Source organism: Pseudomonas sp. TNT3 (genome assembly GCF_010095445.2).
Taxonomy (GTDB): Bacteria; Pseudomonadota; Gammaproteobacteria; order Pseudomonadales; family Pseudomonadaceae; genus Aquipseudomonas.
The window spans coordinates 40,183-64,083 of sequence record NZ_WFGV02000039.1 but is presented as its reverse complement, the minus strand read 5'-3'; the positions used below and the strand labels follow the sequence as shown (position 1 = coordinate 64,083).

The window sequence follows — 23,901 nt, the reverse complement described above, 5'->3', positions numbered from 1 at the left end:
CGAAAGGGGCAAGAGCGCTTTGGTTACTTTGCGCTTTTCAAAGTGACTCGCCGTAAGGGCGAAACCAATAGAAGCCGTTACCCCAGGAATGGATATGTACACCAGCAAGAATCTCACCGCCGATCAGACCGCTATCGCGAGCAGGCTCGCTCCTACAGTTTGATCCGGGTGGATCAATGAGATATGGGTTGGCTGTCAGACCGTCATCGCTGGCAAGCCAGCTCCCACAGTTGATATGGGAACACCCGCCAGAAATGCGCGACTGTCAGGCCGCCATCGCGAGCAAGCTCGGCTCCCACAGGAGAACGCGCACGCTCCGAAAGTCAGGTCGGCTGTCAGGCCGCCTCGCTTTGGCTTTTGATCTTGATCTTCTTGCCCCCTCGGCAGGCCGAGCGCAGGTTCTGCGCAGTGGGCAACCCGGCAAGGATGCCGGGTTAGCCGCGCACGGCCATGGATGGCCGATCGCGGCGGGCCCACGGAGCAGGACCGGAGCGAGGGAATGCCGAGCCCAGGCGAGGCACCGGACGAAAGGGGCAAGAGCGCTTTGGTTACTTTGCGCTTTTCAAAGTGACTCGCCGTAAGGGCGAAACCAATAGAAGCCGTTACCCCAGGAATGGATATGTACACCAGCAAGAATCTCACCGCCGATCAGGCCGCCATCGCGAGCAAGCTCGGCTCCCACAGGTGAAGCCGCCGTAACCGCAGGAATGGATATGTACACCAGCAAAAAATCCGTTGCCGATCAGACCGCCATCGCGAGCAGGCTCACTCCTACAATTTGATCCGGGTCCATCAGGAAAACTACAGAGTGAATAGAGGCCGCGATCTTTTCAGGAACACGCCACTTTGCGCGTCGGTGAAACCAGGTTGTCGCGAAAATCCAGGTAATGCTTGAGCACCTGCGCAGGCGCCTCGATCTGCGGGTAATGACCGATACCGGACAACAGCACCGTGTCAGGGTCTGGAATCAGCTCCCGATAGCGCTCGACCATGTGCCCGCCGGAAATCGGGTCGGCTTCACCGTCGATCACCCGCACCGGCACTTCATTGCGCTGCATCGCAGTGACCCAGCGATCTCGCTGCGCCCGTCGCTCTGGAATGTAGCTGATCAATTTGTGCATGATCCGTGGCCCGCGATTCGTGTCGATCAGGCTCCAGAAATCATCCATCTCGCTTTCGCTGGGTCGACTCTGTGGACCGAAGATCTGTCGAAAACTCTTCACCAGACTATCCCGGGAAAAGGCGCGACCGATCATCCAGCCCAAGGGGCTGAGCAACAGCTTCTGCATGAGTATCGGCCGATGGGTTTCGGGAAACAGGCCGCCATTGAGGAACACGCAGCTGGCCAGATCAATGCCCGTTTCGTAGTGCCGGGCCAACAGTTCCTGAGCAACGCTGTCGCCATAATCGTGAGCCAGCAGGTGCACCGGTTGCTTGACGCTCAAGTGCGCCAGCAGTGCCTGCTGCAAATCGGCCTGCTCCAACAGGCTGTATTCGTGGTTCGCCGGTTTTGCCGAATCGCCGAAACCGAGCATGTCGCACGCAATCACCCGATAACGCTGCGCCAACGGCTGCCACAGGTAATGCCAGTCCCAGCTGGCAGTCGGAAAGCCATGGATGAGCAATAACGGCTCACCCTGCCCCGCCGTCCAGTAACGAATGGATTGGCCACGGAAATCAAACGTCTGGCCGCGTTTGCGCCAGACACACAGGGGAATCTCGGCGAGTGGCATTAGAGTTTATAACCCGGGTCTTGTTGATCGAGTTTGCGTAGCAACGCTGGCCAGGCCAGTGCGCCACCCATCCCTTGAGCACTTTTGGTGACGCCTGCAATCATTGCCTTGGCCCCCGCCAGAATCTGCGGCTGGATGGCGATGAGTTCGGCACCACCATTTTGCGCCAGCACCTGGATGTCGCAGGCGCGCTGGAAGATGAACATCATCAGGAAGGTGTCAGCGATACTGCTGCCGCACGTCATCAGCCCGTGGTTGTGCAGCATCATGAAGTTGCTTTCACCCAGATCGGACTGCAGCCGCGCTTTCTCTTCATGGTTGAGCGCAACACCTTCGTAGGCGTGATAGGCCAGGCTGGACAGGACAAACAACGACTGTTGGCTGATCGGCAAAATGCCTTGCTTCTGCGCCGACACCGCGACACCGGCGGCCGTGTGGGTGTGCAAGACACAGACAACATCGTGACGAACTTCATGCACGGCGCTGTGGATGGTGTATCCCGCCGGGTTTATCTCGTAGGGGCTGTCCATCAGCTTGTTCCCGGCCTGATCGACCTTGACCAGACTCGATGCAGTGATCTCGTGGAACATCAGCCCATACGGGTTGATCAGGAAGTCTTCAGTGCCGGGCACCTTGGCCGAGATGTGCGTGAAGATCAGATCATCCCAGCCATGCTGGGCGACCAACCGATAGCAGGCAGCCAGATCGACGCGAGTCTGCCACTCGGCAGCGCTGACCTGTTCTTTGACGTTAGGGGGGGACTGGACGGGGGCTACGCTCACGACAAGGAACTCCTGTTCTTATTGTTTTGCACGTGTCAGCAGTCTAGTCAGCCCCCGAGGTTCGCGTAGTTGCATTGGCAGCCAGCTTGATGGCCGTGCGAGTCAGTTACGCAATGCGTCGACCAGTTCCCCCAGCCAAGGCTCGGCGTCGGTTTCGGGGGTCACACTTTCGCTGGCATCCAGACGCAGCATCGGCAGCACTTCGCGAATGCCCAATTCGCCGAACAGTTCGCGCATCATCTCGCCACCGCCGCAGAACGTATCGCCGTAACTGGCGTCTCCCAGGCCGATCACCGCCCCCGGCAAACCACGCCAGGCTGCCGGCAACTGGTCGCGGATGGCGAAGTACAAGGGCTGAAGATTATCGGGCAGCTCGCCCATGCCGGTGGTCGACGTCACCGCCAGAAAAGCGTCGGGGCCAAAGGCCTGGACATCGGCCAGGCTGGCGCGAGGGTTGTACCAGGCGTCATGGCCCGCGGCTTTCAAAATACCTGCAGCGTGGCGGGCGACTTCTTCAGCCGTGCCGTACACCGAGCCGGAAAGGATGGCGACTTTCATCAATCTGATCCTGTACTGAATAAAAAAACGGGATGTTAACAGCAGCCTTGGCAATGTTCTTTTAGAATGCGGCTAGTCATCAAAAAGGAAGGGATTCTTCAATGATCAACGCACAGCTGCTTCAACTGGTCATCAACGCCTCCAACGACGGTATCGTCATTGCCGAGAAGGAAGGTGAGCAGGACAACATCCTGATTTACGTGAACCCGGCCTTCGAACGGCTGACCGGGTACACCAGCGAAGAAATCCTTTATCAGGATTGCCGCTTTCTGCAGTCAGGAGACCGTGACCAGCAAGCCATTGAAATCATTCGCCAGACATTGAAAAGCGGCGGGTCTTGCCGGGAAATCCTGCGCAATTATCGCAAGGACGGCACACCATTCTGGAATGAACTGTCGCTTTCTACAGTAAAAAATCCAAGCGACGGGATGACCTATTTCGTGGGTGTACAGAAAGATGTGAGCGTCCAGGTCAAAGCGCAGCAGCGTGTAGCGCAGCTGGAAGCGCAGCTCGCCGAGGTCCAGGCGCAGCTTGCTGCAATAAATGCGACGAATGGCCAAAACAAAATCGCGAAATAATTGTCATTAACTACAATCACCAGTGACTTTGTAACTATATCCTTCGAGTGGATCATGCACCGCGACGCGCTCCTGACCCAGGATGAGCTGGATTTCATCCAGACCATGCAACACAACCCGCAGCTCAATATGCGGGATGCGACGTCGAGCCTGCTCGTTAACGGTGGTTCGCAAATCCGTGATTTGCTCACGCGCCTTGCTGCGAATGAGCAAGTCACCATCCAGGCCAACTTCGAAAATCAGCAAATGACCTTTCCGCTGCACCTGGTGGAAGACGAATTTCACGCGCTGCATTTGCGCCTGGGTGTACCCAGCATCTATGAAGATGGCCCCATGGTCCGGCCGTGGCGCCTGGTCCTTGAGGAGCCGGTGGCCCTGGAAAATGCCAACGGCCAGCCCGGCACGATGTGGGTGCATGAGGTGTCGTTCAAAGGGATTTTGCTGGAAGTGCGCAACAAGACCAAACCGCCAAAGCATTTTTCGCTGTGGTTCAGCCCCTCAGGCTATGAACGAATCGCGTTGCGCGGCACGTTTGAGCGAGAAACCGAGAATGGCTTCTTCGCTTATCAGTTGAGCCAGAGCGACAAAGACGAAACCGAGCGCCTGCGCCAGTTCATCCTTCAACAGCATCGGCTGACTCACCCCGCCCTGCATCTCTGATCCTGCATCGTTCGATCAAGTATCCAGATTACCCGCCAGAAACTGCTTCAAGCGCTGGCGCATCACGGCCCCCTCATTACCCAGACACCCGACCGACGACCCGGCCAGGCTTTCCTGCGCCAGGTCCGATGCATCACCGGCCAGCAACAATTGACAATCCAGGCTCAGGACCAGACGGTTCAGACGACGGGCCAAATCAGCAGCGGGGGCGTGATTGGACACCAGGATCAGCGCCTGGGGTTTTACCCTTTCGCAGACAAGCGTCAGTTCATCGAATGGTTGACCGATCGACAGCAACTGCATCGCCGAGTCGACATGGCTGAGATACAGCGCCGTGATCAGCACATCGAGTTCGCGGACCTGCTCATCCAAGGCACACACAATGACCCGACGCGGTTGCAGCACACGCACCAGCAGCAGCCGTTGCAACACTCGGGAACGAAGAAAACCATCCAGAAAAAGCCACTCGCTGGTCTGACCGAATGCCTCATGGCGCCTTAACAGTTGCTTCCAGAGCGGGATCAGGATGTCCTGGAAGACCACCGTAAGCGGGTAACTGGAGAAAATCTGCCCATAAACCTGCTCGAGCTTCACTTCGTCAAACGCACTCACCGCGGCCTGGACTTGCTGTTGCCACTGAATGTAATCGGCCTGTACCAGTTCATCCGGAATGATTTTCGCGAGCACCTGAAGGGGTTCGGTCCTGGCCAGGATCTTGCCGACCTTGCTGACCGCAACGCCGCGTTCGATCCAGCCGAGGATGCTGCGAACCTTTTCGATATCGGACATCGAGTACAGCCGATGCCCGCTTTCGGTGCGCGTTGGTTGAATCAGGCCATAGCGACGCTCCCAGGCGCGTAGAGTGACCGGGTTGATGCCGGTCAGGCGTGCGACTTCACGAATAGGGAACAACTCTTCCTGTTCCAATGAGCGCGCGTGCAACGCATCGGGTGCAATGTCAGTGTGTGCAGGCATTTGGCGTTCACTTCCATGTTCGATATCGAACGTAGTCTACTCCTCCAGGCCCCTGACTTTCCAAGCCATTGATGAGCGATGAAAGACACTGGCGAAATATCCAGAATCAGGAATAATCCTTGCTTGTTTCAAGGCGCAGCCCAATACCCCGGTGCTGAGTCTGGCGAAACTCCTACCCGGAGTGACGCATTTGTCTTACGGAGATACATGATGTCTACCTCACCCGTCACGCTGATGGTTGCGCGCCGCGTCGCCGATGGCCGCTATCAGGACCTGATGGCCTGGCTACGCGAAGGCGAACAGCTGGCCACCGACTTCCAGGGTTATCTCGGTTCAGGCGTGCTTGCTCCGCCGCCCGGCGATAACGAATTCCAGATCATCTTCCGCTTCGAAAACGAGCAGACCATGCACGCATGGGAGCACTCCGCCTCGCGCACCGCCTGGCTTGAGCGCGGCAGCGACTTGTTCGCCCATCCCACGGAGCATCGAGTCAGTGGTATCGAAGGCTGGTTTGGTGCCGTCGGCGCCCGTCCGCCTCGCTGGAAACAAGCGGTGGCGATCTGGCTGGCGTTCTTCCCGGTTTCATTGCTGTTCAACTATGCAGTGGGACCGTTGCTCGGCGAGATGAGCCTGTTGCCGCGAGTGTTCATCAGCACGCTGTGCCTGACGCCGTTGATGGTTTACCTCTTCATTCCGTTGTCGACCCGTTTGCTGGCCGGCTGGCTGAACAACACACCGGCGCGACCTTTGTCCGTGAAAACCTCAACGCAAAATCATTGAGCCTTTCGGCATCGGGTGCTGAAGCGGAACGGCTATCGTGAGCAAGCTTTGCGCATACGGGACAGGGGTGGACTTGCCTCGTCGCTGGTATAGTTTTGCTCTCACCGCGATGCGAGCCGTTCATGACCTCTTCCGAAGCTCCTATTCTCATTACCGGCGCAGGTCAGCGTGTTGGCCTGCACTGTGCCCGGCGCTTGCTCGAAGACGGCCACGCGGTAATCTTCACTTTCCGCAGTGAACGCCCAGGCGTACAGGCCTTGCGCGACTTGGGCGCGACGGCCGTGTTCGCGGATTTCTCCAGCGAAGCCGGCATCCTCGCGTTCATCGCCGAACTGAAAACCCATACCGACTGCCTGCGGGCAATTATTCACAACGCCTCCGAATGGCTCGCCGAAACCCCGGACACCGACGCAGTGGCCTTCAGCCGGATGTTTAACGTTCACATGCTGGCGCCATACCTGATCAACCTGCATTGTGTCGACTTGCTCCAGCGTTCAAGCCCCGCCGACATCGTGCACATCAGCGATGACGTGACACGCAAGGGCAGCAGCAAGCATATTGGCTATTGCGCCAGCAAAGCCGGGCTCGACAGCCTGACGCTGTCCTTCGCCGCAAAGTACGCGCCGGCAATCAAGGTCAACGGTATCGCGCCGGCCCTGCTACTGTTCAACCCTGACGACGACGCGGCGTACCGCGCCAAGGCGCTGGCAAAGTCCGCGCTGGGCATCGAACCCGGCAGCGACGTGATCTACCAAAGCCTGCGCTATCTGCTCGACAACCCTTATGTCACCGGCACGACCCTGACCGTCAATGGCGGAAGGCACCTCAAGTAAGTGCCCCGCGAGGATCTACCATGACGTTATCCCTGCCCCGGAACTGCCTGTCCGAGAGCTATCGCGAGATCCTCATCGGTCTTGGCGAAAACCCCGAACGCGAAGGCCTGCGAGATACACCCCTACGCGCCGCCAAGGCCATGCAGTACCTCTGTCATGGTTACGAGCAAAGTGTCGAAGAGATCGTCAACGGTGCGCTGTTCGCCTCGGACACCGATGAGATGATCATCGTTGCCGATATCGAGCTGTATTCGTTGTGCGAGCATCACCTGTTGCCCTTCATCGGTAAGGCCCATGTGGCTTATATTCCTACAGGCAAGGTGCTGGGCCTGTCGAAAATCGCGCGGCTGGTGGACATGTTCGCCCGTCGCCTGCAAATCCAGGAAAACCTGACCCGGCAAATCGCCGACGCAGTGCAACAGGTGACCAACGCCGCCGGCGTTGCAGTGGTCATTGAAGCGAAGCACATGTGCATGATGATGCGCGGCGTCGAGAAACAGAATTCAACCATGAACACCTCGGTGATGCTTGGCGCCTTCCGCGACTCAAGCAATACCCGCCAGGAATTCCTGCAATTGATTGGACGGAGCAAGTAGCAATGCCACAACTTCAGCCAGGAATGGCACGCATCCGGGTCAAGGACCTGTGTCTGCGCACCTTCATCGGAATCAACGAGGACGAGATCCTCAACAAGCAAGACGTACTGATCAATCTGACCATCCTGTACGCGGCCCAGGAAGCGGTGCGTGACAACGATATCGATCACGCGCTGAACTACCGCACCATCACCAAAGCGATCATCGCTCACGTGGAGGGCAACCGCTTTGCCCTGCTCGAACGCCTGACCCAGGAAATTCTCGATCTGATCATGGTCAACGAGTCGGTGCTGTACGCCGAGGTCGAAGTCGACAAGCCCCACGCCTTGCGTTTCGCCGAGTCAGTGTCGATTACGCTGGCGGCAAGTCGCTGACCGCGTCTGGCGCATTGTTCGCCAGACTTTTATCATTCCGCGCACGAATCAGTAGCCCAGAGCCCATCATGACCGAGCAACAACGCCTCGAACTTGAAGCCGCCGCCTTCCGCCGGCTGGTCGCCCACCTTGATAGCCGCAAGGATGTGCAGAACATCGACCTGATGAACCTCTCCGGTTTCTGCCGTAATTGCCTGTCCAAGTGGTACAAGGCTGCAGCGGACGAACGCCAGATCGATGTCAGCCTCGATGACGCCCGTGAAGTCGTCTACGGCATGCCGTACGCCGAGTGGAAAGCCCAATACCAGCAAGAAGCCAGCGCCGAACAACACGCGGCGTTTGCCAAAGGAAAACCCCATGAGTGATCTGAACACCCTGCGCGCCAGCCTCAACAGCGGCGAACACGTTTTTGCCGACACCCTGTCCTTCATATCCGCCGGTTACGACTATCAGCCCCAGGCGTTCAACAACGGTGGCGTGGAGAACGCTGCCGGGCAGAACGAAGGATCGTGCAAGACCCTGGGCATGGCGCTGCTGGAAGGCTTGAGCGATGAAGAAGCCCTGTTGGCGTTCGGCGAGCATTACCGTTCGGTGGTTGCGACGCCTGAGGGTAGCGACCACGGCAATATTCGGGCGTTGATTGCCCATGGTCTGGCAGGTGTGAAGTTCACCGCGCAGCCACTGACCCGCCGCTGATTCGACATCACAAGATCGCAGCCTCGTTTCACTCGACAGCTCCTACAGGGGATCGCGCATTTCCTGTAGGAGCTGTCGAGTGAAACGAGGCTGCGATCTTTTGATCTTTAATAATTCATCTCTCAACCCACTTCCCGACTTTTAAGATTGATCCGGCAACTTTATTTCGTTTGCCGGGTACCGCTGCTCACGGCTTAGATAAAAAGAAGCATCCCTTCTTCAGAGTCGGTCATACATGAGCAGCGAATCCATCAGCCAGTCGATCAACATCGTCCATCCCGTCACCCTCAGCCACGGCAAAAATGCCGAGGTCTGGGATACCGAGGGCAAGCGTTACATCGACTTTGTCGGCGGCATTGGCGTGCTTAACCTCGGCCATTGCCACCCGCGCATCGTCGACGCCATTCGCGAACAGGCCACCCGGCTGACTCACTATGCGTTCAATGCCGCCCCTCATTCGCCCTACATTGAATTGATGGAGCGTCTGACGGCGTTTATTCCCGTGGGCTATCCGGTCAGCGGCATGCTCACCAACAGCGGCGCGGAAGCCGCGGAAAACGCCCTCAAGATCGTGCGCGGCGCCACCGGTCGTACCGCGGTGATCGCCTTCGACGGCGCCTTCCACGGCCGCACCCTGGCCACCCTCAACCTCAACGGCAAAGTCGCACCCTACAAACAGAAAGTCGGCGTGCTGCCTGGCCCGGTGTATCACCTGCCCTTCCCGAGCAAGGACAACGGCGTGACCTGCGCCGAGGCCCTGAAAGCCATGGACCGTCTGTTCAGCGTCGAAATCGATGTCGAGGATGTGGCGTGCTTTATCGTCGAGCCGGTGCAGGGTGAAGCGGGCTTTTTGGCGATGGACGTGGAGTTTGCCCAGGCGCTGAGACGTTTCTGTGATGAGAAAGGCATTGTGTTGATCGCCGATGAAATCCAGTCCGGCTTCGGTCGTACCGGACAGCGCTTCGCGTTTTCGCGCCTGGGTATCGAGCCGGACCTGATCCTGCTCGCCAAAAGTATCGCCGGCGGCCTACCACTGGGTGCGGTGGTCGGGCGCAAGACGTTGCTCGACACATTGCCCAAGGGCGGACTGGGCGGGACCTATTCCGGTAATCCGATCGCCTGCGCCGCCGCGCTGGCGACCCTGGACGAGATGACCGATGCGAACCTGCAGGCCTGGGGCTCGCAACAGGAAGAAGCCATCGTCAGCCGCTACGAATCCTGGCGCGCCAACACGCTTTCCCCCTACCTGGGTCGCTTGACCGGGGTCGGTGCGATGCGGGGAATCGAACTGATCAATGCCGATGGCTCACCGGCATCGGCCCAGTTGACTCAGCTACTGGTCATGGCCCGGGACGCCGGCCTGCTGCTGATGCCAAGCGGCAAGTCGCGCCACATCATTCGTTTGCTGGCGCCGCTGACCACAGAAGCCGCCGTGCTGGAGGAAGGCCTGGACATCCTCGAGCGGTGCCTGGCGAAACTGCGCTGATAGCAAAATGAGCTCAGGGACTGACATAGCGAATTATGTTCGCTTGCAGTCCCTGAAAATGCATCGCAATACTCGGAGGCGACCGACCAATCGGATTAGCCAACGCCCCCCTCTATCAAGCGAGATCATCACCACCTATCAGCTGAGGCAGTCATGTATCACGACAATATAATTTATAAGAAAAAGTCCAATGATCCACAGTTCCTGCTCGGCGTAGCCGTAGTGCTTTTCCTGGGCGCCTACCTGATGAATCTCGGTAACAGCGCCCTCAGCCACTTTCTCCAGCCCCTGTTGGGCGATACCCCGGACAGCCTGACCGCTCGCAACATCGCCATCGGCCTGGCCATTGCCGTACTCGGCACACTGAACTTCCACGTCCTCGGACGATTGAAGTTCAAGGTCCAGACCACCGTCGTCTGGGTCGAACTGCTGATCCTTTTCCTGGCGTTCTTCGATACCTTCGACCTCTCCTACAGCTTCATTCTCGACAAGATCGGTTTCCTGATCATCCAGGGTGCCGCCACCACGCTGTACATCTCAGCCGTCGCGATCGTGATTGCTTTCGTCCTGGCGCTGATCGGCGCGGTCGCCAAGCTGTCGAGCAACGGCCTGGCCAATGCCCTCGCCTCGTTCTACACCTCGTTCTTTCGCGGTGTGCCGCTGCTGATACAGATTTACCTGATCTACCTCGGCCTGCCGCAACTGGGCTACGTCGTCGACGCGGTGCCCGCCGGCATCCTCGCCCTGTCGCTGTGCTACGGCGCCTACATGACCGAGATTTTCCGGGCGGGCATCCAGAGCATTCCGGTCGGCCAGTGGGAAGCGTCCCGGGCCCTGAACATCAGCCCGTTCAAAACGTTGAGCCGGGTGATCATGCCCCAGGCCTTGCGCGTGATCATCCCGCCCACCGGCAACCAGTTCATCGCCATGCTCAAGGACAGTTCCCTGGTGTCGGTGATCGGCGTCTGGGAGTTGATGTACCTGGCCAAGACCCAGGGCCGTGCGGACTTCCGCCACCTGGAAATGTTGATCACTGCCGCGATGATCTACTGGGCGCTGTCGTTCATCCTCGAACGGGTGCAGGCGCGAATCGAAAAACGGGTCAATCGATCCACGGCAAGGGGTTGATGTGTGATGACTCGAACCAATACCGCTGAGCGACTCGACCTGGCTTCCCCTGCGTTAGCCAGCCCTGCGATGATTTCCATCTCTGGCCTGAACAAGTGGTACGGCAATTTCCACGCGTTGCGCGATGTCGACCTGACCGTGGCCACCGGCGAAATCCTGGTGGTGTGCGGGCCGTCGGGTTCGGGCAAGTCGACGATGATCCGCTGCATCAACCATCTGGAGAATTTCCAGAAAGGCCACATTCAGGTCAACGGCATCACCCTCACCAGCGAGGCAGAAAGCGTCAGCGCCGTGCGCAGTGAGATCGGGATGGTGTTCCAGAGCTTCAACCTGTTTCCGCATTTGAGCGTGATGGACAACCTGACCCTGGCGCCACAACTGGTGCAAGGCGTGTCGAGCGCGGAAGCGAAAAAACGCGCCCAGGTCTACCTGGAGCGCGTGCGGATCGCCGAACACGCCGACAAATACCCGTCGCAGTTGTCCGGGGGCCAGCAACAGCGGGTGGCGATTGCCCGCGCCCTGTGCATGAATCCCAAAGTGATGCTGTTTGATGAACCGACCTCTGCCCTCGACCCGGAAATGGTCCACGAAGTGCTGGACGTGATGGGCGAACTGGCTACCGATGGCATGACCATGATTTGCGTGACCCACGAAATGGGTTTCGCCAGCAAGGTCGCCGATCGCGTGCTGTTCATGGACCAGGGTCAGGTCATCGAACAAGCGACCCCTGCCGAATTTTTCAATAACCCACAGACCGAACGCGCGCAGAAATTCCTGTCGCAGATCATCGGCCACTGAAGACCGCTTTGCCCTCATAACAATAACGAGACATGGAGATGGACATGGTCAGAAGTAAACGCGTAATCACCCTCACCGCCGCACTGTCGCTGTTGTTCGTTGGTGCCGCCAACGCGGGCGCAGTGCTGGACAAGATTCAGAGCAGTAAAACCATGACCGTCGCCACGTCGGCGACCTGGCCTCCTCAGGGCTTTATCAACGACAAAAATGAAATCGACGGTTTTGACATCGACGTTTCCAAGGAGATCGCCAAGCGTCTCGGGGTCGAGGTCAAGTTCATCACGCCCGACTGGGACGTGATCACCGCCGGCAAGTGGAACGGTCGCTGGGACATGTCCGTGGGTTCGATGACCGCAACCAAAAGTCGCGCGCGCATTCTTGATTTCCCGGGCACCTATTACTACGTGCCTTACGTCTTTGCGGTGCATGACAAATCCAAGGTCACTGACCACAAGGCGCTCAATGGCAAAACCATCGGCGTCGAAGGTGGCACCACGTCCGAGGATTATTTCAGCCAGGCGCTGGCCATTGAAACCACGGATGTGCCGCCTGTTGTCTACGACGTGAAAACAGAAAAAATGAAGACCTACGCCGGTTCCGTCGGACCGCTGGACGATCTGCGCCTGGGCGACGGCGCACGCCTGGACGCCATTCTCACGCAACGCAGCACGCTGGACGCCGCCGTCAAGAAGGGCTACCCGCTGCGCGCCGTCGACAACGATGTCGCGTTCTACGAGCCACTGGCCGTTGCCACCGACAAGGGTGATCCGGAGTTGAAGGCCAAGCTCGGTGAAATCATCGGCGAAATGCACAAGGACGGCACGCTGACCAAGCTGTCGAACAAGTGGTATGGCGTGGATTACTCGACTATTAAGTAATCACTTTGCCCCTGTAGGAGCGAGCCCTGTGGCGAGGGGATTCATCCCCGTTCGGCTGCGAAGCAGTCGTAAATACGTTTTAACGCTGGAAATGCCGGGGCCGCTCCGCAGCCCAACGGGGATAAATCCCCTCGCCACAAGGTCCGCTCTGACATTTGAGCGGTACTTTCTCAAGGATCGACCATGTCCTTTCCCAACACCTGGTATTCCCAAACCTCGCTGCCCCGCGCGGCCAGGTCCGAATTGAACACCGATGAAACCTGCGACGTGTGCATCATCGGCGCGGGGATCGCCGGCCTCACCGCCGCACTGGAACTGACCCGACGCGGCAAACGCGTGATCATCCTCGAAGCCCATCAGGTGGCCTGGGGTGCATCCGGTCGCAATGGCGGCGTGGTGTCGCCGGGCTGGGCGGAAGGGTCTGGCGCGATCCGTAAAAAACTCGGGCTGGAACACGCACGTTCGCTGTTCCAGATGTCTGTCGAAGGCGTGGAAATCGTCCGCCACAACATCACGGAACTGGCCCTGACTGGCTGCGCGCCGTCCGCCGGTACGATTCGGGTCAAGCGCTACGACGATGGCGCCAGCATAAAAAACCACATCGACACCATGCGCCGTGACTTCGGCTATGAACTCAACTTCCTCGACACCGCCCAGGTCCGCGAGCGGGCTCACACGCTGCGGTACTTCCAGGGTGTTGAAGATCCGAACGCCCTGCATTTCCACCCGCTGAATTATTGTTTGGGCCTGGCCCTCGCCATTGAAGCAGCTGGCGGCAGGATTTTTGAACAATCAAAGATGCTCGCCTGGCAGCGCGAAGGTGCAGACAAAATCGTCAAGACCGCGCGCGGCAGTGTGCGCTGCAAGGATCTGGTGTTCTGCGCCGGCGGCTACGGGGGACCGGAGCTGCAGAAACTCAGTCGCGCCTACCTGCCTATCGCCACCTACGTGGTGCTGACCGAACACCTGGGTGACTCGATCAAGACGGTGCTGGACTCCGGTGCTGCGTTCTCTGACGACCGACGTGCGTCGGACTATTACCGCGTCGTAGAAGGCGACCGCTTGCTGTGGGGTGGCCGCATCACCACGCGCAATGAACAGAACGAGAAAGCCCTGGCGGCGATGCTCAAGGCGGACATGGTTGCGGTGTACCCGCAGTTAGCCTCGGTGAAAATCGATCTCGCCTGGTCCGGCCTGATGGGTTACTCCACCAACAAAATGCCTAACCTGGGCTTGCTGGAACCGGGCGTCTGGGCGTGCACTTCGTTTGGCGGTCATGGTTTGAACACCGGCTCGATCGGCGGCCGGGTGATCGCCGAGGCGGTGTGTGGGGAGAGTTTGCGATATGAACTGTTCAAGCCGTACCTGCTGGACTGGAATGGCGGTCCGTTTGGACGGGTGGCGGCAAATGCGATCTATCAGTCGTTGAAGGTGATGGACTTCGTGCAGGAAAGGCTGAAAGGCTGAAGGCGAACACCTATCCCTGTAGCAGCTGGCGAAGCCTGCGTTCGGCTGCGAAGCAGTCGTAAATCTGCATTCACGGTTTTTCTGACTGACCGCGGCGTACTGTTTACGACTGCTGCGCAGCCGAACGCAGGCTTCGCCAGCTGCTACAAGGTTCCAGGTTCGCCAGTAGGTACAGGGATTCAGATTCGCCAGTGGGTACAGGGTAATTTGTGGACAGAAAAAAACCGGCCGAGGCCGGTTTTTTCATTTCAACGATTTCAGAACTTGGCGTTCTGCAGATCGTCCAGGTAACGCTCGGCATCCAGTGCCGCCATGCAGCCGGCACCAGCGGAGGTGATGGCCTGGCGGTAAACGTGGTCAGCCACGTCACCGGCCGCGAAGATACCTTCGAGGTTAGTGGCAGTCGCATTGCCTTCACGGCCGCCGTGCACGACCAGGTAGCCGTCTTTCAACGTCAGCTGACCTTCGAACAACGAAGTGTTCGGGGTGTGGCCGATGGCGATGAACACGCCGTCGACTTTCAGCTCGTCGAAGCTGCCGTCGTTGTTCTTCAGGCGAGCACCGGTCACGCCCATGTTGTCACCCAGAACTTCGTCCAGGTTCGAATTCAGCTTCAGGATGATCTTGCCTTCAGCCACGCGTGCATTCAGCTTGTCGATCAGGATCTTCTCGGCGCGGAAGGTTTCACGACGGTGGATCAGGGTCACGGTGCTGGCGATGTTGGCCAGGTACAGGGCTTCTTCAACAGCGGTGTTGCCGCCGCCGACCACAGCCACTGGCTTGTTGCGATAGAAGAAACCGTCGCAGGTCGCGCAGGCCGAAACGCCTTTGCCCATGAACGCTTCTTCCGACGGCAGGCCCAGGTAACGAGCGCTGGCGCCGGTCGCGATGATCAGCGCGTCGCAGGTGTAGGTGGCGCTGTCGCCAGTCAGGCTGTAAGGCTTGGAAGCGAAGTCGACGGCATTGATGTGATCGAAAACGATCTCGGTTTCAAAGCGCTCGGCGTGCTCTTTCATGCGTTCCATCAGCGCCGGGCCGGTCAGGCCGTGGACGTCGCCCGGCCAGTTATCGACTTCAGTGGTGGTGGTCAGTTGACCGCCGGCTTGCATGCCGGTGATCAGCAGTGGCTTGAGGTTGGCACGGGCGGCATAGACCGCAGCGCTGTAACCGGCAGGGCCGGAACCGAGAATAATCACTCGCGAATGACGGACTTCAGACATGACCTGCTCCTGTTGACCGGGCCGAAACATCTGGCGCGGAACGCCGGGTTGCCGGCGGGAATAAAAAAGGACCGTTGAAAGCACTTGGGGAAGGCTTGAACTCGACAGTCCTGAAAAAAGAATGGGTGCAGCGTATCGAGGGGGCGAAGATTAAGGAAATACGGATTAACAATCCAGCTCATAGGTGGTCTCTATGCCATCGCCGCGCATATTCAGGCGCCTTTGTTACAGTTGATGTCGATGTCGCTGCCGCGCTTTCGCCTCTTGGGCAAAGCCGGTAAGGTCGGCGCGTTTTCCCTTTGCTCGGAGCACGATATGCCCGCCCCCGTTCTGTCCGGCCCGCAATACCTGCGCGAAGGCCTCAAGCTGGTCCTGAGCCCGAGTCTGCGTTTGTTTGTGTTGCTACCCCTGGTGATCAACCTGGTGCTGTTCGTCGGATTGATCTATCTGGCCAGCCATCAATTCAGCCTGTGGGTCGATACGCTGATGCCGTCCCTGCCCGAGTGGCTGAGTTTTCTAAGCTATGTCCTGTGGCCGCTCTTTGTCGTGCTGGTGGTGCTGATGGTGTTTTTTACCTTCACCATGCTGGCTAACATCATTGCCGCCCCCTTCAACGGCTTTCTCGCGGAGAAGGTTGAAGTGGTGGTGCGCGGCACTGATGACTTCCCGGCGTTCAGCTGGGGCGAACTGATTGCCATGATTCCGCGCACCCTGGCTCGGGAAATGCGCAAGCTCGGTTATTTTCTTCCGCGGGCAATCGGGTTGTTCATCCTGTCGTTTATCCCCGTGGTGAACATTATTGCCGCGCCACTGTGGCTGTTGTTCGGGGTGTGGATGATGGCGATCCAGTACATCGACTACCCGGCGGACAACCACAAGCTCGGCTGGAACGAGATGCTCGCCTGGCTGCGCCAGAAACGCTGGCAGAGCATGAGCTTCGGCGGCAGTGTTTATCTGGTGTTGCTGATTCCGGTAGTCAACATTCTGATGATGCCGGCCGCCGTGGCCGGCGCGACCCTGTTCTGGGTGCGAGAACGCGGCGCGGAAAACCTGGTGACCCAACGCTGATCCCGTCACAAATCCATCATCACACCGTCATGACGACGACATGGCCTCAGCCGACACTGAGGCCATGACGACAGCTCTGCATATCACCCTGATCACCGAAACGTTCCCTCCCGAAATAAACGGCGTGGCCAATACCCTTGGCCGTCTGTGCGACGGTTTGCGCGCGCGCGGGCATCAAGTGGAGCTGGTGCGGCCCCGGCAGGGTTGTGACCGGCAAACCGGCAGCAACGATGATCTTCTGTTGTGCCGGGGCTGGCCTTTGCCGGGTTATCCGGGTTTGCAGTGGGGACAGTCGTCGATGCACAAGTTGCTGCGCCGCTGGAAACGTCATCGGCCGGACGTGCTCTACATCGCTACCGAAGGACCGCTCGGACTCTCTGCATTGCGCGCTGCGCGGCGTCTGGGCATTTCGGTGGTGAGTGGTTTTCACACCAACTTTCAGCAGTATTCCAGCCAGTATGGATTTGGACTGTTGACGCGGTTGCTGACTCATTACCTGCGCTGGTTTCATAACCGCTCGAACCTGACCCTGGTGCCCAGTGTGAGCCAGCGGCTGGAGCTGGAGCGTCGGCATTTCGAGCGCCTGGCGTTGTTGTCTCGTGGGGTCGACAGCCAATTGTTCCATCCCACCAAACGGCTGACAGCGTTACGCGAACAGTGGGGACTGGCCGAGCGCGACATCGCCGTGATCCATGTCGGCCGTCTGGCGCCCGAGAAGAATCTGGGTCTGCTCAAACGCTGTTTCGACACGCTGAAGGCAAGTTATCCACAGAGGAATCTCAAACTGATCGTGATTGGCGACGGGCCCCAGCGTGTGGCGCTGGAAAAGGAATTACCCGAAGCGATCTTCTGCGGCGCACAACGCGGTGAAGCGCTGGCCAGTCACTATGCGTCGGGGGATGTATTTCTGTTCCCCAGCCTGACCGAGACGTTTGGCAACGTGGTGCTGGAGGCGCTCGCTTCGGGACTGGGCGTAGTGGCATACGATCAGGCCGCAGCGGCGCAACATATTCGTCATGGCTACAACGGTGTGCTGGCGATGCCAGGGGATGAGGATGCATTTTGCGATGCGGCGGCGTGGTTGCTGGAGGAGCGCGAAACCCTGCGCTGCGTTCGATTGAATGCGCGACAGCACGCCAGTCGACAGGGTTGGCCGGCGATTATCGAGCAGTTCGAAGGGCAGTTGCGGGGGGCTTGTGTGGGGGAGTTGGTGGTGCCGAATGCACCGACAGTACCTTGATTTTTTGTAGACCTCGACGCCGCCATCGCGGGCAAGCCCGCTCCCACAGTGTTCCGGGATGTTCACACGTTATGTGACCGGCACAAAACCCTGTGGGAGCTGGCTTGCCAGCGATGGTGTCAGCTCAAATGCGACTTAAACCAGCGTCATCAACGCCTCACGGCTGAACGGCAGGATGTCTTCTTCACGACCGTCGCGTACTTTTTGCGCCCAGTCCGGATCGACCAGCAGCGCACGACCCACCGCTACCAGATCGAACTCATCGTTGTTCAAACGCTCCAGCAGTTTTTCCAGGCTGGCCGGCTGCGCGATCTTGTCGGTGTTGACCATGAACTGCAGGAACTCGCCGTCCAGGCCGACGCTGCCCACGGTGATGGTCGGTTTGCCAGTGAGCTTGCGTGTCCAGCCCGCGAGGTTCAGTTCCGAACCGTCGAACTCCGGCTCCCAGAAACGACGTGTCGAGCAGTGGAAAATATCCACACCCGCGTCAGACAACGGCTGGAGGAACTCACCCAGCGCTTCCGGGGTTTGCACCAGACGCGCGGTGTAATCCTGCTGTTTCCATTGCGAGAAACGGAAGATGATCGGGAAACCTTCACCCACTGCGGCGCGCACGGCCTGGATCAATTCGATGGCGAAACGCGAACGGTTGGCCAGGCTGCCGCCGTATTCATCAGTGCGCTGGTTGCTGCCTTCCCAGAAGAACTGGTCGACCAGGTAGCCATGGGCACCGTGAATTTCCACGCCGTCCATACCGATGCTCTGCGCGTCTTTCGCGGCCTGGGCAAAGGCGGCGATGACGTCCTGGATGTCCTGCTTGGTCATGCCGTGGACCACGAGCTGGCCGTCTTTCAATTTTTCCGACGGGCCATAACCCGGCACGCTGGCGTCCGGCTCGGTACCGATACGACGAACGCTGCCGACGTGCCACAGTTGCGGAACGATCTTGCCGCCTTCTGCGTGCACCGCATCGACCACTTTCTTCCAGCCCGCCAACGCCGACTCGCCGTAGAAATGCGGCACGTTCGGGTAGCCGTTGGAGGCCTTGTGGCCGACGGTGGTGCCTTCGGTGATGATCAGGCCCACGCCCGCCGCCGCGCGACGACGGTAGTATTCGATGACTTTGGAATTAGGCACGCCACCCGGCGAGAACGAGCGGGTCATGGGGGCCATGACGACGCGGGTCGGCAATTCGAGGGTGCCGAGGTGGAACGGTTTGAACAGGGCTTTTACAGGCATGGGAACGCTCCACGGGATAGACTTTATGACGGCTATAATATGGAGGGCGCAATGGGATGGGAAGTATTATTGATTTTGGTGATTTAGAGTCAAAAGGCAGAAACAAAAGATCGCAGCCTGCGCCAGCTCCTACCATGGAATGCGTATCCCCGTAGAAGCTGCCGCAGGCTGCGATCTTTTGATCTTCTAGCTCAGCGCTTTTTCAATCGCGTGAACGATCGTCGGATCGTCCGGCGCCGTGCGCGGCGAAAACCGGGCCAACACACGGCCGTCCTTGCCCAGCAGGAACTTCTCGAAATTCCAGGTGATGTCGCCCGGGAATTCGGCACCCTCGCCTGCCAGCAGACGATACAACTGATGACGATCATGCCCGTTGACTTCCAGCTTGCTGGACAACGGAAAGGTCACGCCATAGTTCAGGCTGCAGAAATCCTGGATCTCTTGCTCGGTACCCGGTTCCTGTCCGGCAAACTGGTTGCACGGCAGGCCCAGTACGCTGAAGCCTTTGTCCTTGAATTGCTGGTAAAGGTTTTCCAGCGCCGCGTATTGCGGGGTCAGGCCACATTTGGAGGCAACATTGACCACCAGCACGACGCGCCCTTTGAAAGGCGCCAGAGGTAGCTCCTGACCATCCAGGGCTGTCAATTTAAGGTCGTGAAAAGCACTCATGACGAACTCCAAATTCCCGTGTTCTGCTCGAAACAGCCACCTGGCGGCGCTGCCATGGACAACCGCGGACTAAAAAAGGCGCCCTCGGGCGCCTCTCCAGTTCTCTGAGCTTAGCGCAGAAAATCAGTGGTGATGGCCACCTTCGCCATGGACGTGGCCATGAGCGACTTCTTCCTGGCTCGCATCACGGATGTCGATGATCTTGACCTGGAAATTCAAGCGCTGACCGGCCAACGGGTGGTTGCCGTCGACAGTGACGTCGTCGCCGTCCAGGTCGCGGATGGTCACGATCTGCATTTGGCCGTCCGGAGCGGAAGCGTGGAACTGCATGCCCACTTCCAGCTCATCAACGCCTTCGAACATGCTGCGGCTCAGGGTGCTGACCAGTTCGGCAGCGTATTCGCCGTAGGCATCTTCCGGTTCTACGGCAACAGTCAGTTCATCACCAACGGCTTTACCTTCCAGTGCCTTTTCCAGGCCCGGGATGATGTTACCTGCGCCTTGCAGGTAAACCAGCGGCGCGCCGCCGGCGGAGCTGTCGATGACCTCACCAGCGTCGTTGGTCAGGGTATAGTCGATGGAGACAGCCTTATTGGCGGCGATCAGCATGGGGCGAGACCTTTTGCATAAGAATATAGAAAGACCAAGTTTAGCGAAGCAATCGCCCGAAAGCGAACACAACCCGGACAGACGGATGGCAGCACAGAACTCTACGGTCACAGGTTTCCATCAGGACGAGGACGGCCACTGGGTGGCCGAGCTTTCCTGCGGTCATACCCAGCACCTGCGTCACCAGCCGCCGTGGCAATCCCGGGCCTGGGTCATGGACCCATCGCTGCGTAATGAAAAAATAGGCCAACCCTTTGATTGTGGTTGGTGCGCACAGGGCTCGGTTAGCGATAACCTTGGCGACTGAATTTCGGTAGACCGTCAGATATAGAGGGTCACCCCTGCGCTCCCTTAGAGAATCCGCATGCAAACTTTTTTTATCGCCCCCACCGATTTTGGCGTGGGTCTGACCTCCATCAGCCTCGGGCTGGTGCGAACGCTCGAGCGCGCCGGTCTCAAGGTCGGCTTTTTCAAACCGATTGCCCAGCCGCACCCTGGTGATACAGGACCGGAACGCTCCACCGAACTGGTGGCGCGTACCCACGGTCTGAAACCGCCTCAACCACTGGGTCTGGCGCACGTCGAGCGGATGCTGGGCGATGGTCAGCTCGACGAATTGCTCGAAGAAATCATCACCCTCTACCAGCAGGCCGCTATCGGCAAGGACGTGCTGATCGTCGAAGGCATGGTGCCAACCCGCAGCGCCAGCTACGCCGCGCGGGTGAATCTGCACCTGGCCAAGAGCCTGGACGCTGATGTGATCCTGGTGTCGGCGCCGGAAAACGAGGTGCTGACCGAACTGTCCGGTCGCGTCGAATTGCAGGCGCAATTGTTCGGCGGTCCGAAGGACCCGAAAGTCCTCGGCGTGATCCTCAACAAGGTCAAGACTGACGAAAGCATGGACGTCTTCGCCTCGCGCCTGAAAGAACACTCGCCGTTGCTGCGCAGCGGCGATTTCCGTCTGCTGGGCTGCATCCCGTTCCAGCCGGAACTGAATGCACCGCGTACCCGCGACGTCGCCGACCTGATGGGCGCACAGATTCTCAATGCCGGCGATTACGAAACCCGGCGCATGACCAAAATCATTATCTGCGCCCGCACCATGCGCAACACCGTGGAGCTGCTCAAGCCCGGTGTACTGGTGGTGACCCCAGGCGATCGCGACGACATCATTCTCGCTGTCAGCCTCGCCGCCATGAACGGCGTACCATTAGCCGGCCTGCTGCTGACCAGCGATACCCTGCCCGATCCGCGCATCATGGACTTGTGCCGGGGCGCGCTGCAGGCTGGTTTGCCAGTGCTGTCGGTGAGCACCGGTTCCTACGACACCGCCAACCAGCTGAACGGATTGAACAAGGAAATCCCGATTGACGACCGTGAGCGCGCGGAGATCATCACCGATTTCGTCGCCAGCCACCTCGACGCCAACTGGCTGCACCAGCGCTGCGGCACGCCACGGGAAATGCGCCTGTCGCCTGCCGTATTCCGTTATCAATTGATCCAGCGGGCCCAGGCGGCCAACAAACGTATCGTCCTGCCCGAAGGCAGCGAGCCGTTGACCGTCCAGGCGGCGGCGATTTGTCAGGCACGCGGGATTGCCCGCTGCGTACTGCTGGCCAAACCCGAGGACGTCGAAGCGGTGGCTCGCGCGCAAGGCATCGAGCTGCCGCCGGGACTGGAAATTCTCGACCCGGACCTGATCCGCGAGCGCTACGTCGAACCGATGGTCGCACTGCGCAAAAGCAAAAGCCTCAATGCACCGATGGCCGAGCAGCAGCTGGAAGACACTGTGGTTATCGGCACCATGATGCTCGCGCTGGATGAAGTCGATGGCCTCGTCTCTGGCGTCATTCACTCCACCGCCAACACCATCCGCCCGGCCTTGCAGTTGATCAAGACCGCACCGGGCTGCACGCTGGTGTCGTCGGTGTTCTTCATGCTGTTCCCGGAAGAAGTGCTGGTGTACGGCGATTGCGTGATGAACCCGCATCCGAGTGCCAGCGAACTGGCCGAAATCGCGCTGCAAAGTGCTGACTCGGCGGCCGCGTTCGGCATTACGCCACGGGTAGCCATGATCAGCTACTCCAGTGGCGAATCAGCCAGCGGTGAAGAAGTCGAGAAGGTGCGCGAAGCGACGTTGCTTGCCCACGAGCAGCAGCATTCTCTACTGATCGACGGCCCGTTGCAGTACGACGCCGCCGCCAACGAAACCGTGGCCCGGCAACTGGCGCCGAACAGCCAGGTGGCCGGTCGTGCCACGGTGTTCGTGTTCCCCGACCTGAACACCGGCAACACCACGCACAAAGCCGTGCAGCGCAGTGCCGATTGCGTCAGTCTCGGCCCGATGCTGCAAGGCCTGCGCAAACCGGTGAACGACCTGCCACGCGGCGCGCAAGTCGATGACATTGTGTACACCATCGCGTTGACCGCGATCCAAGCTGCCAACCGACCTATGGATCTTTAAATGCTGGATTTCCTGCCTGCCGCCGTGCGCGGTGTGATTGCATCGATACTGCTGGCACTCAATACCATTTTGCTCTGCTCATTCCTGTTCTGTGTGGCGATCTTCAAGGCACTGCCTTTCGCCTTGACCCAGCGATTCACGCGCTGGCTGATGAGCCATACGCACGAAGCCTGGATCAGCAACAACAAGGCCTGGATGAACCTCGTCTGCCGCACTCGCTGGCACCTGAGTGGCCTTGAGGGGCTGGACTATCAGCATTCGTATCTGATCACCAGCAACCACCAGAGCTGGGTCGACATCATGGTGCTGCAGTACGTGCTCAACCGTCGCATCCAGCCGCTGAAGTTCTTTCTCAAGCAAGAGCTGATTTGGGTGCCGGTGATTGGTCTGGCGTGGTGGACCCTGGGCTTTCCGTTCATGAAGCGCTACTCCAAGGCGTACCTGGAAAAGCACCCGGAGAAGAAGGGCAAAGACCTGGAAACCACCCGCAAGACCTGCGACAAGTTTCGTAATAACCCGGTGGGCATTTTCAACTTTGTCGAAGGCACGCGCTTCACCGAAGGCAAGCATGCGCAACAGAAGTCACCGTTCAAGTACCTGCTCAAGCCCAAGGCCGGTGGTATTGCCTTCGTACTCGATGCGATGGGTGAGCAGCTCGAATCCATCGTCAATGTGACCATTCACTATCCGGGCGGTCGTCCGGGGTATTGGGATCTGTTGTGCGGGAACGTCAAGGACGTGGTGGTGCATTTTCAGGAGCTGAAGATTCCGCCGCAGTTCATTGGCAAGAATTACGACCAGGATGGAGAGTACCGATTGCAGTTCCAGGGCTGGATCAATCAGCTGTGGGAAGACAAGGATGCGTTGCTGGAGCTGATGCATCGCGAGTATCCAGGCAAACACTGATTTCCTGTGGGAGCCAGCCCGCTGGCGATAGCGGATTCACATTCAGCAGATTTGTCGACTGAATCACCGCAATCGCCAGCAGGCTGGCTCCCTCCGTTGACGGAGTTGGACCAGGACGAAAAACGCCGGGAGCTTCATCGGGCGTTTTCTAGTCCCACCTGTCT

Annotated in this window: 27 protein-coding genes; 19 read left to right on the top strand and 8 right to left on the bottom strand. The window is 58.8% G+C overall.

What is annotated here, in order from left to right; all coding sequences use genetic code 11:
* On the top strand, positions 1-180 hold a 180-nt coding region (locus GBC55_RS21210), incomplete at its 5' end, for a hypothetical protein (RefSeq protein ID WP_218576865.1).
* A gap of 650 nt (positions 181-830) precedes the next feature.
* On the opposite strand, the gene GBC55_RS21205 is transcribed toward GBC55_RS21210, so the two are convergent.
* The 3 genes from GBC55_RS21205 to GBC55_RS21195 form a co-directional block, all read right to left on the bottom strand.
* On the bottom strand, positions 831-1,733 hold the full coding sequence (locus GBC55_RS21205) for an alpha/beta hydrolase (protein ID WP_162439295.1): 903 nt from the start codon (positions 1,731-1,733) through the stop codon (positions 831-833).
* Complete coding sequence (locus tag GBC55_RS21200; protein WP_162439294.1) at positions 1,733-2,515, bottom strand: class II aldolase/adducin family protein; 783 nt, start codon at positions 2,513-2,515, stop codon at positions 1,733-1,735. The genes GBC55_RS21205 and GBC55_RS21200 overlap by 1 nt, the downstream gene beginning before the upstream one ends.
* Before the next feature lie 102 nt (positions 2,516-2,617).
* The gene (locus GBC55_RS21195) at positions 2,618-3,073 is read right to left on the bottom strand and encodes a flavodoxin (protein WP_162439293.1); all 456 of its coding nucleotides are present in this window, start codon (positions 3,071-3,073) and stop codon (positions 2,618-2,620) included.
* A 101-nt stretch (positions 3,074-3,174) separates the two neighbouring features.
* Here GBC55_RS21195 and GBC55_RS21190 point away from each other — a divergent pair, with 101 nt between their 5' ends.
* Together GBC55_RS21190 and GBC55_RS21185 are read left to right on the top strand one after the other, a co-directional pair.
* Positions 3,175-3,651 carry a PAS domain-containing protein gene (locus GBC55_RS21190; RefSeq protein ID WP_162439292.1) on the top strand — a complete coding sequence of 159 codons (477 nt, stop codon included), beginning with the start codon at positions 3,175-3,177 and terminating at the stop codon, positions 3,649-3,651.
* 54 nt (positions 3,652-3,705) lie between these two features.
* Positions 3,706-4,311: a hypothetical protein gene (locus tag GBC55_RS21185; RefSeq protein WP_162439291.1), complete on the top strand. Its 606-nt coding sequence runs from the start codon at positions 3,706-3,708 to the stop codon at positions 4,309-4,311.
* Between the two features lie 15 nt (positions 4,312-4,326).
* On the opposite strand, the gene GBC55_RS21180 is transcribed toward GBC55_RS21185, so the two are convergent.
* A complete protein-coding gene (locus GBC55_RS21180; RefSeq protein WP_162439290.1) occupies positions 4,327-5,286 on the bottom strand; it encodes a MerR family transcriptional regulator in 960 nt (319 codons plus the stop codon).
* Between the two features lie 210 nt (positions 5,287-5,496).
* On the opposite strand from GBC55_RS21180, the gene GBC55_RS21175 reads away from it, so the two are divergent.
* The 11 genes from GBC55_RS21175 (at position 5,497) to GBC55_RS21125 (ending at position 14,322) form a co-directional block, all read left to right on the top strand.
* The gene (locus tag GBC55_RS21175; RefSeq protein ID WP_162439289.1) at positions 5,497-6,066 is read left to right on the top strand and encodes an antibiotic biosynthesis monooxygenase; all 570 of its coding nucleotides are present in this window, start codon (positions 5,497-5,499) and stop codon (positions 6,064-6,066) included.
* Positions 6,067-6,188: 122 nt separating this feature from the next.
* On the top strand, positions 6,189-6,899 hold the full coding sequence (gene folM, locus GBC55_RS21170; RefSeq protein ID WP_162439288.1) for a dihydromonapterin reductase: 711 nt from the start codon (positions 6,189-6,191) through the stop codon (positions 6,897-6,899).
* A 20-nt stretch (positions 6,900-6,919) separates the two neighbouring features.
* Complete coding sequence (gene folE / locus GBC55_RS21165; RefSeq protein ID WP_162439287.1) at positions 6,920-7,495, top strand: GTP cyclohydrolase I FolE; 576 nt, start codon at positions 6,920-6,922, stop codon at positions 7,493-7,495.
* 2 nt (positions 7,496-7,497) lie between these two features.
* Positions 7,498-7,869, top strand: a complete 372-nt coding sequence (folX, locus tag GBC55_RS21160) for a dihydroneopterin triphosphate 2'-epimerase (RefSeq protein WP_162439286.1) — start codon at positions 7,498-7,500, stop codon at positions 7,867-7,869.
* Between the two features lie 68 nt (positions 7,870-7,937).
* Positions 7,938-8,234 carry a DUF1244 domain-containing protein gene (locus GBC55_RS21155; RefSeq protein WP_162439285.1) on the top strand — a complete coding sequence of 99 codons (297 nt, stop codon included), beginning with the start codon at positions 7,938-7,940 and terminating at the stop codon, positions 8,232-8,234.
* Positions 8,227-8,565: a HopJ type III effector protein gene (locus GBC55_RS21150; RefSeq protein ID WP_162439284.1), complete on the top strand. Its 339-nt coding sequence runs from the start codon at positions 8,227-8,229 to the stop codon at positions 8,563-8,565. Before GBC55_RS21155 ends, GBC55_RS21150 begins: the two co-directional genes overlap by 8 nt.
* 235 nt (positions 8,566-8,800) lie before the next feature.
* A complete protein-coding gene (locus tag GBC55_RS21145; protein WP_162439283.1) occupies positions 8,801-10,051 on the top strand; it encodes an aspartate aminotransferase family protein in 1,251 nt (416 codons plus the stop codon).
* A gap of 153 nt (positions 10,052-10,204) precedes the next feature.
* Positions 10,205-11,179: an amino acid ABC transporter permease gene (locus GBC55_RS21140; RefSeq protein WP_162439282.1), complete on the top strand. Its 975-nt coding sequence runs from the start codon at positions 10,205-10,207 to the stop codon at positions 11,177-11,179.
* 69 nt (positions 11,180-11,248) lie between these two features.
* Positions 11,249-11,977 (top strand): amino acid ABC transporter ATP-binding protein, encoded by a 729-nt coding sequence (locus tag GBC55_RS21135; protein ID WP_162439296.1) that lies wholly within the window; start codon positions 11,249-11,251, stop codon positions 11,975-11,977.
* A 44-nt stretch (positions 11,978-12,021) separates the two neighbouring features.
* Positions 12,022-12,855 carry a transporter substrate-binding domain-containing protein gene (locus tag GBC55_RS21130; RefSeq protein ID WP_162439281.1) on the top strand — a complete coding sequence of 278 codons (834 nt, stop codon included), beginning with the start codon at positions 12,022-12,024 and terminating at the stop codon, positions 12,853-12,855.
* A gap of 183 nt (positions 12,856-13,038) precedes the next feature.
* Positions 13,039-14,322: an FAD-binding oxidoreductase gene (locus GBC55_RS21125; RefSeq protein WP_162439280.1), complete on the top strand. Its 1,284-nt coding sequence runs from the start codon at positions 13,039-13,041 to the stop codon at positions 14,320-14,322.
* A 257-nt stretch (positions 14,323-14,579) separates the two neighbouring features.
* Here the strand turns inward: GBC55_RS21125 and trxB are convergent, their stop codons facing one another.
* Positions 14,580-15,542 carry a thioredoxin-disulfide reductase gene (gene trxB, locus GBC55_RS21120; protein WP_162439279.1) on the bottom strand — a complete coding sequence of 321 codons (963 nt, stop codon included), beginning with the start codon at positions 15,540-15,542 and terminating at the stop codon, positions 14,580-14,582.
* A 315-nt stretch (positions 15,543-15,857) separates the two neighbouring features.
* Between trxB and cysZ the strand changes: the two genes are divergently transcribed.
* Together cysZ and GBC55_RS21110 are read left to right on the top strand one after the other, a co-directional pair.
* Entirely contained in the window at positions 15,858-16,610 is a 753-nt protein-coding gene (cysZ, locus tag GBC55_RS21115; protein WP_162439278.1) for a sulfate transporter CysZ, read from the top strand.
* 40 nt (positions 16,611-16,650) lie between these two features.
* Complete coding sequence (locus GBC55_RS21110) at positions 16,651-17,850, top strand: glycosyltransferase family 1 protein (RefSeq protein ID WP_162439277.1); 1,200 nt, start codon at positions 16,651-16,653, stop codon at positions 17,848-17,850.
* Positions 17,851-17,985: 135 nt separating this feature from the next.
* Here GBC55_RS21110 and GBC55_RS21105 read toward each other — a convergent pair whose 3' ends face one another.
* The 3 genes from GBC55_RS21105 to GBC55_RS21095 all read right to left on the bottom strand — a co-directional run bounded on the left by GBC55_RS21105 (position 17,986) and on the right by GBC55_RS21095 (position 20,367).
* Complete coding sequence (locus GBC55_RS21105) at positions 17,986-19,089, bottom strand: NADH:flavin oxidoreductase (RefSeq protein WP_162439276.1); 1,104 nt, start codon at positions 19,087-19,089, stop codon at positions 17,986-17,988.
* A 186-nt stretch (positions 19,090-19,275) separates the two neighbouring features.
* Positions 19,276-19,758, bottom strand: coding sequence for a glutathione peroxidase (locus GBC55_RS21100; protein WP_162439275.1), 483 nt, complete (start codon positions 19,756-19,758; stop codon positions 19,276-19,278).
* 123 nt (positions 19,759-19,881) lie between these two features.
* Entirely contained in the window at positions 19,882-20,367 is a 486-nt protein-coding gene (locus GBC55_RS21095) for a peptidylprolyl isomerase (RefSeq protein WP_045061434.1), read from the bottom strand.
* On the opposite strand from GBC55_RS21095, the gene GBC55_RS21090 reads away from it, so the two are divergent.
* Genes GBC55_RS21090 through GBC55_RS21080 form a run of 3 tightly spaced genes read left to right on the top strand, consistent with a single transcriptional unit; the run spans position 20,336 to position 23,737 of the window.
* Positions 20,336-20,674, top strand: coding sequence for a DUF3565 domain-containing protein (locus tag GBC55_RS21090; protein WP_162439274.1), 339 nt, complete (start codon positions 20,336-20,338; stop codon positions 20,672-20,674). The genes GBC55_RS21095 and GBC55_RS21090 overlap by 32 nt on opposite strands.
* Before the next feature lie 57 nt (positions 20,675-20,731).
* Positions 20,732-22,831, top strand: a complete 2,100-nt coding sequence (pta, locus tag GBC55_RS21085; RefSeq protein WP_162439273.1) for a phosphate acetyltransferase — start codon at positions 20,732-20,734, stop codon at positions 22,829-22,831.
* Positions 22,832-23,737 carry an acyltransferase gene (locus tag GBC55_RS21080; RefSeq protein WP_162439272.1) on the top strand — a complete coding sequence of 302 codons (906 nt, stop codon included), beginning with the start codon at positions 22,832-22,834 and terminating at the stop codon, positions 23,735-23,737. It abuts the gene before it with no gap.
* The last annotated feature ends 164 nt before the right edge of the window (positions 23,738-23,901 follow it).